Annotated in this window: 15 protein-coding genes; 12 read left to right on the forward strand and 3 right to left on the reverse strand. The window is 75.5% G+C overall.

The genetic code is table 11. The annotated features are described in order from the left end of the window. Nucleotides 1–44: 44 nt before the first annotated feature. The 3 genes from selA (at nucleotide 45) to ABEA81_RS12305 (ending at nucleotide 3,421) form a co-directional block, all read left to right on the forward strand. The gene (selA, locus tag ABEA81_RS12295; protein WP_345605112.1) at nucleotides 45–1,349 is read left to right on the forward strand and encodes an L-seryl-tRNA(Sec) selenium transferase; all 1,305 of its coding nucleotides are present in this window, start codon (nucleotides 45–47) and stop codon (nucleotides 1,347–1,349) included. After that, nucleotides 1,346–3,145 (forward strand): selenocysteine-specific translation elongation factor, encoded by a 1,800-nt coding sequence (gene selB, locus ABEA81_RS12300; protein ID WP_345605113.1) that lies wholly within the window; start codon nucleotides 1,346–1,348, stop codon nucleotides 3,143–3,145. The genes selA and selB overlap by 4 nt, the downstream gene beginning before the upstream one ends. A 120-nt stretch (nucleotides 3,146–3,265) precedes the next feature. Next, complete coding sequence (locus ABEA81_RS12305; RefSeq protein WP_345605114.1) at nucleotides 3,266–3,421, forward strand: DUF6131 family protein; 156 nt, start codon at nucleotides 3,266–3,268, stop codon at nucleotides 3,419–3,421. 67 nt (nucleotides 3,422–3,488) lie between these two features. Here ABEA81_RS12305 and ABEA81_RS12310 read toward each other — a convergent pair whose 3' ends face one another. After that, nucleotides 3,489–5,312 (reverse strand): AMP-dependent synthetase/ligase, encoded by a 1,824-nt coding sequence (locus ABEA81_RS12310; RefSeq protein WP_345605115.1) that lies wholly within the window; start codon nucleotides 5,310–5,312, stop codon nucleotides 3,489–3,491. 92 nt (nucleotides 5,313–5,404) lie between these two features. Between ABEA81_RS12310 and ABEA81_RS12315 the strand changes: the two genes are divergently transcribed. The 6 genes from ABEA81_RS12315 to ABEA81_RS12340 are packed head-to-tail and all read left to right on the forward strand — an operon-like array spanning nucleotide 5,405 to nucleotide 9,668. Continuing rightward, nucleotides 5,405–5,803, forward strand: coding sequence for a polyketide cyclase / dehydrase and lipid transport (locus ABEA81_RS12315; protein WP_345605116.1), 399 nt, complete (start codon nucleotides 5,405–5,407; stop codon nucleotides 5,801–5,803). A 4-nt stretch (nucleotides 5,804–5,807) separates the two neighbouring features. Continuing rightward, nucleotides 5,808–6,596 carry a metallophosphoesterase family protein gene (locus tag ABEA81_RS12320; protein WP_345605117.1) on the forward strand — a complete coding sequence of 263 codons (789 nt, stop codon included), beginning with the start codon at nucleotides 5,808–5,810 and terminating at the stop codon, nucleotides 6,594–6,596. Between the two features lie 22 nt (nucleotides 6,597–6,618). Beyond that, nucleotides 6,619–7,059, forward strand: a complete 441-nt coding sequence (locus ABEA81_RS12325) for an SRPBCC family protein (protein ID WP_345605118.1) — start codon at nucleotides 6,619–6,621, stop codon at nucleotides 7,057–7,059. Between the two features lie 37 nt (nucleotides 7,060–7,096). After that, the gene (locus ABEA81_RS12330) at nucleotides 7,097–8,320 is read left to right on the forward strand and encodes an ArsA family ATPase (protein ID WP_345605119.1); all 1,224 of its coding nucleotides are present in this window, start codon (nucleotides 7,097–7,099) and stop codon (nucleotides 8,318–8,320) included. Further along, a complete protein-coding gene (locus ABEA81_RS12335; protein WP_345605120.1) occupies nucleotides 8,317–8,715 on the forward strand; it encodes a hypothetical protein in 399 nt (132 codons plus the stop codon). Before ABEA81_RS12330 ends, ABEA81_RS12335 begins: the two co-directional genes overlap by 4 nt. Continuing rightward, nucleotides 8,712–9,668 carry an ROK family glucokinase gene (locus tag ABEA81_RS12340; protein ID WP_345605121.1) on the forward strand — a complete coding sequence of 319 codons (957 nt, stop codon included), beginning with the start codon at nucleotides 8,712–8,714 and terminating at the stop codon, nucleotides 9,666–9,668. Before ABEA81_RS12335 ends, ABEA81_RS12340 begins: the two co-directional genes overlap by 4 nt. A 9-nt stretch (nucleotides 9,669–9,677) precedes the next feature. Here the strand turns inward: ABEA81_RS12340 and ABEA81_RS12345 are convergent, their stop codons facing one another. Further along, on the reverse strand, nucleotides 9,678–10,157 hold the full coding sequence (locus tag ABEA81_RS12345) for a DUF308 domain-containing protein (protein WP_345605122.1): 480 nt from the start codon (nucleotides 10,155–10,157) through the stop codon (nucleotides 9,678–9,680). A gap of 174 nt (nucleotides 10,158–10,331) precedes the next feature. On the opposite strand from ABEA81_RS12345, the gene ABEA81_RS12350 reads away from it, so the two are divergent. The 3 genes from ABEA81_RS12350 to ABEA81_RS12360 are packed head-to-tail and all read left to right on the forward strand — an operon-like array spanning nucleotide 10,332 to nucleotide 12,436. Further along, nucleotides 10,332–11,108, forward strand: coding sequence for a lysophospholipid acyltransferase family protein (locus tag ABEA81_RS12350; protein WP_345605123.1), 777 nt, complete (start codon nucleotides 10,332–10,334; stop codon nucleotides 11,106–11,108). A 51-nt stretch (nucleotides 11,109–11,159) separates the two neighbouring features. After that, nucleotides 11,160–11,909, forward strand: coding sequence for a hypothetical protein (locus tag ABEA81_RS12355; protein ID WP_345605124.1), 750 nt, complete (start codon nucleotides 11,160–11,162; stop codon nucleotides 11,907–11,909). A gap of 38 nt (nucleotides 11,910–11,947) precedes the next feature. Further along, nucleotides 11,948–12,436, forward strand: a complete 489-nt coding sequence (locus tag ABEA81_RS12360; protein ID WP_345605125.1) for a polyadenylate-specific 3'-exoribonuclease AS — start codon at nucleotides 11,948–11,950, stop codon at nucleotides 12,434–12,436. A gap of 75 nt (nucleotides 12,437–12,511) precedes the next feature. Here the strand turns inward: ABEA81_RS12360 and ABEA81_RS12365 are convergent, their stop codons facing one another. Beyond that, nucleotides 12,512–12,658, reverse strand: a complete 147-nt coding sequence (locus ABEA81_RS12365) for a GPGG-motif small membrane protein (RefSeq protein WP_345605126.1) — start codon at nucleotides 12,656–12,658, stop codon at nucleotides 12,512–12,514. Nucleotides 12,659–12,744 lie beyond the last annotated feature (86 nt).

Genomic DNA, 12,744 nt, shown 5'->3' on the forward strand with positions numbered 1-12,744 from the left:
CATCGGTCACAGCCGGATCGTAGGCACGGTGACAGACTCTGGCCGTGTCAGTCGCCGGCCCCGATCACCGCCGCCGCGTTCCCCGCACGGACGCCGTACTCGCCGACCCGCGGATCGCCGCGGCCGCCGTCCGGCTCGGCAGGCCGCTCGTCAAGCGGGCCGTCACCGCGGCGCAGCAGCGGGCCCGGGAGGGCGCCCTTCCGCCCGAGGAGGTCGTCGACGCCGCGCTCGAGGCGTTGCCGCCCGCCGTCACCACGCTGCGCCCGGTGCTCAACGCCACCGGCGTCGTGCTGCACACCAACCTCGGTCGCGCCCCGCTCGGCGCCGCCGCCCGCGAGGCCCTCGCCGTCGCCGCCGGCACCTGCGACGTCGAGCTCGACCTCGCCACCGGCGCCCGGGGCCGCCGCGGCGCCGGGGTGGTCGACGCCCTGCTCGCGACGGTGCCCGGCGCGGGCGGGGCGCACGTGGTCAACAACGGGGCCGCGGCCCTCGCGCTCGTCGCCGCGACGCTCGCGTCCGGCCGGGAGATCATCGTGTCGCGGGGCGAGCTCGTCGAGATCGGCGACGGGTTCCGGATCCCCGACCTGGTCGAGTCGACCGGCGCGCGGCTGCGCGAGGTCGGCACCACGAACCGCACCCACCTCGCCGACTACGAGCGCGCGGTCGGGCCGGACACCGCGTTCGTGCTCAAGGTGCACCCGTCGAACTTCACCGTCAGCGGGTTCACCAGCGCGGTCGGGCCCGCGGAGCTCGCCCGGCTCGGCGTGCCCGTGGTCGTCGACATCGGGTCGGGTCTGCTCGCCCCGCACCCGCTCCTGCCCGACGAACCCGACGCCGCCGGCGTGCTCGCCGCGGGTGCGGCACTGGTGACGGCGTCGGGGGACAAGCTGCTCGGCGGCCCGCAGGCGGGGTTGGTACTCGGCGACCGGGAGCTGGTCGAGCGGGTCCGCCGGTTCCCGCTCGCTCGCGCGATGCGGGTGGACAAGCTGACGCTCGCCGCGCTGGAGGCGACGCTGCGCGGGCCCGTCCCGCCGGTCCGGGCGGCCCTCGACGCGCCCGTCGCCGAGCTGCGGGCGCGGGCGGAGGCCGTCGCGTCCCGGCTGCCGGGGCGGGACGTGCGGGTCGTCGACTCGGAGGCGACCGTCGGCGGGGGAGGGGCGCCCGGTGTCGTCCTGCCGAGCGTCGCGCTGTCCCTGCCCGAGCCCTACGCGGCCGCCCTGCGCGCGGGCGTGCCCGCCGTGCTCGGACGCCTCGAGGGCGGTCGCTGCCTGCTCGACGTGCGCGCGCTCGCCCCCGCCGACGACGAGGCGCTCGCGGAGTGCGTCCGCGCGGCGCGGGTCGGTTCGTGACCTCTCGGGTGGTGGCGACGGCCGGGCACGTCGACCACGGCAAGTCCACGCTGGTCCGGGCCCTGACCGGGATGGAGCCCGACCGGCTGGCCGAGGAGCGGCGGCGCGGGCTGACCATCGACCTCGGGTTCGCCTGGACCCGCCTGCCGTCCGGAACCGATCTCGCCTTCGTCGACGTCCCGGGGCACGAGCGGTTCGTGACGACGATGCTCGCAGGCGCCGGACCCGTTCCCGCCGCGCTGGTCGTGGTGGCCGCCGACGAGGGCTGGATGCCGCAGTCGGGGGAGCACCTCGACGCGCTGGACGCCCTCGGGGTCGAGCACGGCCTGCTCGTCGTCACCCGGTGCGACCTGCTCGATCCGGAGCCGGCGCGGGAGGACGCGCTCGCCGAGCTCGCCCGGTCGTCGCTCGCCCCCGCCGGCGTGGTGGAGGTGTGCGCCCCGCGCGGCGAGGGCCTCGACGACCTGCGCGCCGCCCTCGACGGTCTGGTCGGCGCCATCCCCGACCCCGACCCCGGCGCCGACGTGCGGCTGTGGGTGGATCGCGCCTTCAGCATCCGGGGAGCCGGCACGGTCGTCACCGGCACGCTCGGCGCCGGCACGGTCCGGGTCGGCGACGAGCTGGAGCTCGGCGGACGGCGGGTGCACGTCCGGGGGCTGCAGAGCCTCGGCGCGCCGGCGGAGGCGGTGCGCGGCGTCGCACGCGTCGCGGTGAACCTGCGCGGCGTCCCCCGCGAGGCGGTGGTCCGCGGCGACGCGCTGCTCACCCCGGACGCCTGGCTCGCGCCCGCCGAGGTCGACGTGGCGCTGCGCGGCGTGCGCGGCGCGGAGCTCGAGCCGCTTCCCCGCGAGGTGATGCTGCACGTCGGCTCGGCGGCGGTCACGGTGCGCGTCCGCCCGCTGGGCGGGGGGTTCGCCCGGCTGCGCCCCGAACGCCCGCTCCCGCTGCGGATCGGGGATCGGGCGGTGCTGCGCGACCCGGGCCGCCGCGCCGTCGTCGCGGGTGTGGAGGTGCTCGACGTCCTCCCGCCCGCGCTGCGCCGGCGCGGGGCCGCCGCCCGCCGGGCCGTCGAGCTCGCCGAGCCCGGCGGGGGCACCGCGAGCGGCGAGCTGGGCCGCCGCGGCGCGGTCCGGGCCGTGGACCTGGAGGCCATGGGCGTGCCGCGCGCGGAGATCGACGCGGTGGAGCCCGCGGTGCGTGCGGACGGCTGGCTCGTCGCGCCGGCCCGCGCGAAGGAGGCGGTGTCCGCGCTCGCGGCGGCCGTCCGCGCCCACGATGCCGCCGAGCCCCTCGACCCGGGTCTCACGATCGAAGCCGCGCGTCGCGCCGCGGACCTGCCGACGGCGGGACTGGTGGCGGCGGTGCTCGCCGCGTTCCCGCCCGGACCGGACGCGGTGCGGCCGCAGCTGCGCGACGGCCGCGTCCACCTGGGCCGCAGCCGTGGCCTCCCCGAGCGGGTGCGCGCGGCGATGGACGCGCTGCGCGCCGACCTCACCGCGAACCCGTTCCACGCCCCCGAGGCGGGCCGGCTCGCCGAGCTCGGCCTCGGCGCGCGCGAGCTGGCCGCGCTGGTCCGAGCGGGCGAGCTGGTCGCCATCGCCGACGGGGTCGTGCTGTTGCCCGACGCGCCGGACCGGGCCGTGGACCGGCTGCGCGGCGTCGGACCCGAGTTCACCCTCAGCGAGGCGCGCCAGGCGCTCGGCACCACCCGCCGGGTCGCGGTGCCGCTGCTGGAGCACCTCGCGCGCGCCGGGTGCACGGAACGCACCGACGACGTCACGCACCGCCTCCGCTGAAAAGTCCTCTCGCCCGATTTGCATTCGCAAGAACCGGGTACCTCATGGGCAGATCCGGTCGCCGGGGTGTGCGCTCCCGTCACACCATCGGTCGGGCGATCGGGATGAGGAGGAGGAATCGTGATCGTCCTTGGCGCAATTCTCTTGGTCCTGGGCTGGCTGCTCGGGATCTCCCTGCTGACCTACCTGGGCGGGATCCTGCTCGTCGTCGGAGTTGTGCTGTTCCTGCTGGGCAGCACGGGCCGGGCCATCGGTCCCCGCAGGCACTATTTCTAGCCGGTAAGCACAACGGAAAGGGACCCGCCGTCGACCGACGGCAGGTCCCTTTCCGTGCGTCGAATCCTCAGGCCGGGGCTTTCGCCCCGCTGTAGATGCTCGCGATGTCGGAGGCGAACGTCTTCGCCACGACCGCGCGCTTGACCTTCATCGTGGGTGTCATCTCGCCCCCCGCCTCCGTGAAGTCCACCGGGAGGATGCGGAACTCGCGGATCTGCTCCGCGCGCGACACCGCCTGGTTCGCGTCCTCGACCGCTCCGGCGATCTCCGCGCGCAGGTCCGGGTCGTCGACGAGGTCCGCGATGGGCGTGCCCGCCGGCTTCCCGGCGCGCTCGAGCCACCCGGGGAGGGCCTCGGCGTCGACCGTGACGAGCGCGCCGATGAACGGCTGCCCGTCGCCGACGACCATGCACTGGCTGACCAGCGGGTGGGCCCGGAGCCGGTCCTCCAGCACGGCGGGCGCGACGTTCTTGCCCCCCGCCGTCACGATGAGCTCCTTCTTGCGGCCGGTGATCCGCAGGAACCCGGCGTCGTCGAGCTCGCCGATGTCGCCGGTGTGGAACCAGCCGTCCTCGAGCGCCTCGGCGGTGGCGGCGTCGTTCTTCCAGTACCGGCGGAAGACGATCGGGCCCTTGACCAGCACCTCGCCGTCGTCGCCGATGCGGACGGAGTGACCGGGCACCGGCCGCCCGACGGTGCCGATGCGCTGGGCGCCGAGCGCGTTGAGCGTGACGCCCGCCGTGGTCTCGGTGAGCCCGTAGCCCTCGAGCACCGGGAGGCCGATGCCGCGGAAGAAGTGGCCGAGCCGCTCGCCGAGCGGCGCCGCGCCGGACACGGCGGCCACGACGTTCCCGCCGACGACCTCGCGCAGCTTGCCGTAGACCAGCCGGTCGAACAGCGCGTGCCGCAGCCGCAGCGCGAGGCTCGGGCCGCCGGTGTCCCGCGCCCGGCTCCACGCGATGGCGGTGTCGGCGGCCAGGTCGAAGATCCGGCCCTTGCCGCCGTCGTGGGCGCGCTGGCGGGCGCCGAAGAAGACCTTCTCGAACACGCGGGGGGCGGAGAGGATGAACGTCGGCCGGAACGAGGCGAGGTCGGGGAGCAGCTGCTTCACGTCGGACGTGTGGCCCACCACCGTGCGGGTGTACAGGGCGCCGCACTGGATGACCTTGCCGAACACGTGGGCCAGCGGCAGGAACAGCAGCACCGACCCACGGTCGGACAGCAGCTCGGGGAGCATGCTGACGGTGCCCTTGACCTCGCTGACGAGGTTGCGGTGGGTCAGCTCGCAGCCCTTGGGCCTGCCCGTGGTGCCCGAGGTGTAGATCAGCGTGGCGAGGTCGTCGGCGCGCACGGCCGCGCTGCGGGCGCGCACCTCGTCGGCGGGGGTGTCGGCGCCCAGCGCGACGAGCTCCTCCACGGCGCCCCGTCCGCCCGCGGGCGGTTCGATCTGCCAGACGTGCCGCAGACCGGGGTTGTCGGCCCGCACGCTGTCGACGAGCGCGGCGTGCTTGTCGGACTCGACCACCGCGGCCACCGCCCCCGAGTCGGACAGCACCCAGCCGATCTGCTCGGCCGACGACGTCTCGTAGATCGGCACGGTGGCCGCGCCCGTCGCGAGGATCGCGTAGTCGAGCAGGGTCCACTCGTAGCGGGTGCGCGAGAGCAGCACCACGCGGTCGCCGGGACGCACGCCTGCGGCGACGAGACCGCGCGCCACGGCCACGACCTCCTCGGCGAACTGCGCGCAGGTGACGTCCGTCCACTCGCCCGGGGCGAGCTGGCGCCGGTAGACGACCACCGGCCCGTGCTCCTCGGCGTTGGCGTACACCACGTCGAGGAGGTTCTCCTCGTCACCGACGCGGGCGGTGGCTGGAACGCTGTACTCGCGCACGGTCGTGACCTCCTGGCCGGCACTGGCTCCCGTTTCCCGAAACCTACCTCGCAGTAGGCATCGCCGGCACGACGTGTCACTAGGCTGACGCCGTGCCGTCGGTCGACGTGGTGGACGAGACGTTCCTCGCCGTGCCGCCCGCCGTGGTGGCGGCCGAGTTCGCGGTGCCGTCCCGCTGGCTGCAGCTGTGGCCGGACCTGCACCTGCAGGTCATGGCCGACCGCGGCGTCGAGGGCATCCGGTGGACGGTGCGGGGCGCGCTCGTCGGGAGCATGGAGGTGTGGCTCGAGCCGGTGCTGGACGGCACGCTGCTGCACTACTACCTGCGCGCCGATCCCGCGGACCGGGACGGGCTGCCGCGACCCGCCGCACCCCGCCGCGCGGCGGCGGAGGCGATGCGCAGGCAACGCGCGGCCAAGGCCATCGCGTTCGCGTGCAAGGAGCGGCTCGAAGCGGGCCGGGAGCCGGGGGAGCCGCCCGGGGTAGCGTGATCGCATGCGCGTGCACGTGGTCTCCGATGTGCACGGTGCCTCCGATGCGCTCGCGCGGGCGGGCGACGGGGCCGACGCCCTCGTCGTGCTCGGCGACCTCGTCGACTACGTCGACTACCGCGACCCCACCGGCGGGATCCTCGGGCGCGTGCTCGGCCCCGAGGTCACCGCCGAGTTCGCCCGGCTGCGCTCGTCGGGCGGCCGCGACGCGTTGATCCGGTTCATCCGGGAGGCCTGGGCGCGGGTCCCCGACGCGCCCGCCGTGGTGGAGGAGGCCGTGCGGGAGCAGTACGACCGCCTCTTCGGGGCCCTCACCGCCCCCACCTTCGCGATTCCCGGCAACGTCGACATGCCCCGGCTCTGGCCGCGCTACGCCCGCCCCGGGCTCACGCTGGCCGACGGGCGCGTCCTGGAGATCGGCGACCTGAGGTTCGGGTTCGTCGGCGGCGCGCCGCTGCCGCCGGGGGTGGAGCCGCGCCCGGGCGGCCCCTGGACGCCGCACCTGCTGCGGGCGGCGGACTTCACCGCGGCCGTGAAGGCCCTCGACCGGGTCGACGTGCTCTGCAGCCACGTGCCGCCCGCCGTCCCCGAGCTCGCGTTCGACGTCGTCACGCGCCGGGCCGAGGCGTCCTCGGCGGCGCTGCTGGACGTCGTGCACCGGGACCGCCCGAGGGCGGCGCTCTTCGGGCACGTCCACCAGCCGCTCGCCCCGCGGGTGCGCGTCGGGCGCACCGAGTGCGTCAACGTCGGGCACTTCCGCTCCACCGGCGCTCCGTACGTGCTCCGCTGGTGAACCCAGCTGTAACGTGCCCGCCATGGCCGACGCTACGACCTCCTCGATCACCATCACCGCGCCGCCGGAACGCGTGATGGCCGTGATCGCCGACTTCCCCGCCTACCCCGAGTGGGCCGAGCAGGTGAAGACGGTGGAGGTGCTGAGCAGCGACGGCGACGGGCGTGCCGAGCGGGTGCGCTTCACGATGGACGCCGGCCCGATCAAGGACTCCTACACCCTCGACTACACGTGGGCGCCCGACGGCCGTTCCGTGAGCTGGACGCTCGTGAAGGGGCAGATCCAGAAGGCGCAGAACGGCTCCTACACCCTGGCCGGCTCGGGCGGGGAGACCACGGTGACCTACTCGCTGGCCGTCGACCTGAACATCCCGATGATCGGCATGCTGCGCCGAAAGGCGGAGAAGGTGATCATCGATACGGCACTCAAGGGGCTGAAGCGGCGGGTCGAGAGCGCCCCGTGACGCGCACGCGCTGATCCCGCGATTACCCTTCCGCGTCGTGCGCGTCGTCCTGTTCACCGGCAAGGGAGGCGTCGGCAAGACCACCCTCGCCGCGGCCACCGCCGCCCTTCTCGCGCGCTCCGGCCGCAAGGTGCTCGTGGTCTCCACCGACCCCGCGCACTCGCTCGGCGACGCCTTCGAGGCCGAGCTGGGTGGCGACCCCACCGAGCTCGAGCCGGGCCTCTCCGCCGCGCACGTCGACACGCGGTCCCTGCTGGACGGCGCGTGGGCCCGGCTGCAGGAGCACCTCGGCACGCTGCTGGCGGGCGCGGGCGTCGACGAGCTGATGGCCGACGAGCTCACCGTGCTGCCCGGCGTCGAGGACCTGCTGGCCCTGGGCGAGGTGCGCCGCCTCGCCGAGAGCGGCCTGTGGGAGGTCGTGGTGGTCGACTGCGGGCCCACCGCGGAGACGCTGCGGCTGCTCGGCCTGCCCGAGGCGCTCTCGACGTACATCGAGCGGCTCTTCCCTCCCCACCGCAGGGCCGTCCGGGGCCTGATCAGCGGCCTCGCCGCAGGCCGGGAGGCGCAGCCCGCGTGGGACCGCGCCGTGAACGCGCTGGAGGCACTCGCCGCCGAGCTGCAGGGGCTGCGCCGGCTGCTCGCCGACCAGGACACCACGTCGATCCGGCTCGTGCTCACCCCGGAGCGGGTGGTGGCCGCCGAGACCCGCCGCACGCTCACCGCGCTGGCGCTGCACGGACTGCGCGTGGACGGGCTGGTCGCCAACCGGCTGGTGCCCGAGGCGCCGTCGTCGCTGCGCGGGCCTGCCGGGCGCTGGCTGCGCGAGCGGTACGCCGACCAGGGCGCCGTGCTCGCCGAGCTGAAGGCGCTGCCGGTGCCGCTGCGCGTCACGGAGCACACCGCGACCGAGCCGACCGGCCTGCCCGCGCTGCGGGAGCTCGCCCACGCCCTCTACGGCTCCGACGACCCCGCGGCTCCGCCGGACGCACCCGCCACCCCGCTGCTGCAGGTCAACCGCACGGCGGGGACCGGCACCGCACTGGACTCGGCGTTCGAGCTGGTCCTGCGGCTGCCCGGGGTCGCGGCCGGGCCGGTGGACCTCGTCCGCCTCGACGACGACCTCGCCGTCACCACCGGCGGCACCCGGCGGATGATCGCGCTGCCGTCCGTGCTGCGCCGGTGCGCCGTCACCGGCGCCTACGTGGCGGGTGACGACCTGCGCGTCGCGTTCGTCCCCGACCCCGCGGTCTGGCTCCGGTGACCGCGGCCGACGGCTGCGGCGCGCACGCGGGCATCGCGGAGGACCTGAAGGCGCTCCTGCGCACCGCGCTCGACCGGATCGACCCGGTGCTCGACCGGCTGCGTGAGGAGCAGGCCGCGGGCGGAGGGGACGCCGCGGAACCCCCCGCCGCACCGGACCCGTGCGCCTCGTGCCCGATCTGCGCTGTCATCGCCGCGCTGCGGGGGGAGCGGCCCGAGCTCGCCGTGCGGCTGGCCGAGCACGCCGCCGGGCTGGTAGCCGTGCTGCGGACCGCCCTCGACGACGGTGTGCCCGCACCCGCCCCGCCCCCGGACGTGGACGAGGACGCGGACCGGGACGGCCGGCCGCCCGCGCGCCGCGTGCAGCGGATCCCCGTGCAGCGGCGGACGCCATGACGGTGCTCACCATCGGTGTCGACGTCGGGGGGACCAGCGTCCGGGCCGGTGTCGTCGACGCCGAGGGGAACGTCCACGACACCGCGCGCACCCCGACCCCGCGCAGCGAGACCGCGCTGGAGGCCGCGCTGGCCGGCGTGATCGGGGAGCTCGCGGCGCGGCACCGCATCGGGGCGGTCGGGCTCGCGCTCGCCGGGTTCGTCACGCCCGACCGCCGGGGTGTCCGGTTCGCCCCGCACCTGTCCTGGCGGGACGCGCCGGTCGCGGACCGGATCGCGGACAAGATCGGCCTGCCGGTCGTCGTCGAGCACGACGCGAACGCCGCCGCGCTCGCCGAGCGGCACTTCGGCGCCGCGTCCGGGGCGGGCACCGTGGTGTTCGTCGCGCTCGGCACCGGCATCGGCTCGGCCCTGCTGATCGACGGCGAGCTCTACCGGGGCGCGTTCGGGGTGGCGCCCGAGCTGGGGCATCTGCGGGTCGTGCCGGACGGACGGCCGTGCCCGTGCGGGAAGAACGGGTGCTGGGAGCGCTACTGCAGCGGCACGGCCCTGGCCACCACGGCCGTCGAGCTGCTCGCCCGCGACCCGGGCCGCTCACCGCTGCTGCGCAGGCTCGTGGCGGGGGACCCGGGCCGCGTCACCGGGCAACGGGTGGCCGCCGCCGCCCGCGACGGCGACCCGGTGGCCTGCGCCGCCATGGACGATCTCGCCCGCTGGCTCGGCGAGGGGCTCGCGCTCGTCGCCGACGTGTTCGACCCGGAGCTGGTGGTGATCGGCGGGGGAGTGTCCGGGTCGGCACCGCTCTTCCTCGACGAGGCGCGCGAGCACTACGCCGCCACCGTGACGGGGGCGGGTCGCCGCCCGCTGGCCCGGATCCGCACCGCCCAGCTGGGTGAGGCGGCCGCCGTGGTGGGCGCAGCCCAGCTGGCGCGCGAGCTCGCGCACCGCGCCTGAGCGCCGTTCTCAGATCACCGCGCCGTCGTCGTCGCCGTCGTCGTCGCTGCGGTCCGGCGGGTCGGGCCACAGGCGCAGCACCAGCCACCCCAGGCCGGACGCGAGCCCGACCAGGCCGAGCGGGAGGCCGTAGGGGGAGGCGACGCCCAGCCACCCGGGCGCGACGACCAGCACGAGTCCCACGACGATCAGGGTGAGCCCGACGAGCGCGGGTGGCCCGAGCCGGGGCAGGGGCGGCGGCTCCGGCGGGATGAAGTGCTCGTCCTCCGGCAGCGGTGGGGGTGAGTAGGAGCGCGGTGGCATCGGGGGCGGGGGCTGCGCAGCGGGCGCCGGGTCGTCGAGGTCGGTGGGCGGGGCGGCTGCCTCCGGGGCGTCGTCGTCCGGCCACTCGGGAACGTCGCCCTCGTCGCGCCAGAGCGCCACGATCGCGTCGAACTCGTCGGGCGCCGCACCGTCGGGCTGCGGGCGCTCGTCGGGATCGCGGTCCACGCGGCCTCCTCCCTCGCTGCGCGACGGCTCGCCGGGAGCACCATCCTGACACGGCAGCACCCCGAAGAGGGAAGAGTTCGGCCGCCCGTTCTGCTCCGATACCGTCGTGCCCGTTGTCGGCGGCTCGCGCGGCTCCGTAGGCTGGCGCGGTCGAGCTGGAGGGGGCACGCCCAGGTGCTGTACTGGTGGTCCAAGTTCGTGCTCCTCGGCCCGTTGCTGCGGTTGTTCTTCCGGCCCTCGGTCGAGGGCCTCGAGCACGTGCCCACGAGTGGAGGGGCGATCCTGGCGAGCAACCACCTCGCCGTCGCCGACTCGTTCTTCCTGCCGTTGCTCGTTCCGCGGCGCATCACGTTCCTGGCCAAGCGCGAGTACTTCACCCAACCGGGCCTCGTCGGGTGGCTCAAGAAGATCTTCTTCACCGGGGTGGGCCAGGTGCCGATCGACCGCTCCGGGGGATCGGCGGCGCAGGCCGCGATGGACACCGCCGTCCGGTTGCTGCGCGAGGGCAACCTGCTCGGCATCTACCCCGAGGGCACCCGATCCCCGGACGGGCGGCTCTACAAGGGCAAGACCGGCGTGGCGCGCATGGCGCTCGAGGCGGACGTCCAGGTGGTCCCGGTCGCGATGATCGGCACCGACAAGGTCAACCCGATCGGGTCGCGGATCTGGCGGCCGCGCAAGGTGCGCGTCAAGATCGGCCCGCCCCTGGATTTCTCCCGCTACTCCGGCATGGCGGGCGACCGGTTCATCGAACGCTCGATGACCGACGAGATCATGTACGCCCTGATGGAGCTGTCCGGCCAGACCTACGTCGACCTCTACGCCGCCTCGGTCAAGGAGAAGGCGGCGCAGGCGGATGCATCCGCCGCCGCGGCCGGCCCGACGCCGATCCCCACCGAGGGCGAGGACGGGCGCGGCGCCAGCCGGGTCCCCGGCACGCGCGCCAGTTGAGGTGAGTAGGCCGCGCCACATCCGCGTCGCAGCGAGTAATACCGTGCTGGCGTGGCGCGATGGTCGGGTGTGGGAGAGCCGGACGACCCGTTGCGCGCCGACGACGCACTCGTCGGCGGCGAGCACGAGGACGTCCTCCTGGGTTCCGCCGCAGCGGACGAGGCCGAGCCGGACGTCCCGTACGCCGATTCCGCCCCCGCTGACGCCGACGAGTACCCGACGTCCGTCGCGGCCCTGGACGACCAGCCCACGATGGAGATGCCGGCCGTCGTGGTGGCCCCCGCACCCGAGCCGCGCGGCCGGTTCGCCGGGGTGGCCCCGTGGGCGGTGTTCGCGGTCGTCGCCGTGGTCGTGATCGCGGCGACGTCGACGTTGGCGTCGGTCCTGCAGGGCCCCACCGCCGAGCGCCAGAGCTTCACCGGGCTGCTCCAGGTACCGACCGCCACCGCCTCCGCGCCCCCGCCCGCACAGGCCGAGCCGCCGACGTCGGCCCCCGCGGCCGAGCCCACGCCGGAACCCGAACCGAAGCCGGAGCCCGCGGCCCGGCCCACGCAGCGGCCGCGGGCCACGCGCGCGCCGGCCGCGCCCCCGCCCGCCGCTGCCGTGAGGGCGCCCACCACGTCGGAGAAGAAGAAGGCGGAGCAGACCCCGCCGACGGCCGGGCCGGGCGCCGCCGCAGCAGCGGCGGAGAAGGGCGACGCCGCGGACGGTGCGGCCACCGGCAGCGCGGCCAAGACCAGCGCGAAGACCAGCGCGAAGAACACGGACGAGTCCGGCGACGACGGGGACTCCGGCGACTAGGCGCACGCCAGCCCGGCATCGTCAACTAACCTCTCGACGTGCGGTTCTTCTACGACTGCGAGTTCATCGAGGACGGGACGACGATCGACCTGGTGTCGATCGGCGTGGTCGGGGAGGACGGGCGCGAGTTCTACGCGGTGTCCACGGAGTTCGACCCCACCCGGGCCGGGCCGTGGGTGCGGGCCAACGTGCTGCCCAAGCTGCCGTCACCGGCCGACCCGGTGTGGCGGTCGCGTTCCCGGCTGCGCGCCGACCTGCTGGAGTTCCTGACCTCGGCGCCCGGTGACGTCGAGCTGTGGGCGTGGATCGCGGCGTACGACCACGTCGCGCTCTGCCAGCTGTGGGGGGCCATGCCGGCGCTGCCCCGCGCGCTGCCCCGCTTCACGCGGGAGCTGCGGCAGCGCTGGGAGGAGGCCGGACGGCCACCGCTGCCGCCGCCGACGCCCGACGCGCACGACGCGCTCGCCGACGCGAGGCTGAACCGCAGGCGGTGGGACGCGATCGAGGCGGCGGTGGCCGCCCGCTGAGCGGAGCGATCAGGCCGCGCTGAGCGGGCCGGGGCCACCGCCGCGATCGGTCACGGAACGGTCGGCCCTGGGACGTCAGACGTTGAAGATGCTCACGCCGCCGGGCCCCACCAGCAGGCCGACGATGATGAGCACGATGCCCCAGATCAGCTGTCGCCTGAGTATCGCGAAGATGCCGGCGACGACGAGGATCACTGCCAGGATCCACAACAGAGTAGCCATGACGCGTCTGTGCCCCGAACCGTGCTCCGGAATCGGGCCGAATGGGTGATCACGGCCACCTCCGGGTCCGTTTCGTCCCGTCGTGG

It is taken from the genome of Pseudonocardia adelaidensis (assembly GCF_039543345.1).
In the GTDB taxonomy this organism is placed as follows: domain Bacteria; phylum Actinomycetota; class Actinomycetes; order Mycobacteriales; family Pseudonocardiaceae; genus Pseudonocardia; species Pseudonocardia adelaidensis.

Bases quoted from the DNA above. Each gene is read 5' to 3' on its own strand.
- ABEA81_RS12320 (WP_345605117.1), top strand. From the start codon at position 5,808: ATGCGCGTGCACGTGGTCTCCGATGTGCACGGTGCCTCCGATGCGCTC.
- ABEA81_RS12325 (WP_345605118.1), top strand. From the start codon at position 6,619: ATGGCCGACGCTACGACCTCCTCGATCACCATCACCGCGCCGCCGGAA.
- ABEA81_RS12340 (WP_345605121.1), top strand. From the start codon at position 8,712: ATGACGGTGCTCACCATCGGTGTCGACGTCGGGGGGACCAGCGTCCGG.
- ABEA81_RS12365 (WP_345605126.1), bottom strand. From the start codon at position 12,658: ATGGCTACTCTGTTGTGGATCCTGGCAGTGATCCTCGTCGTCGCCGGC.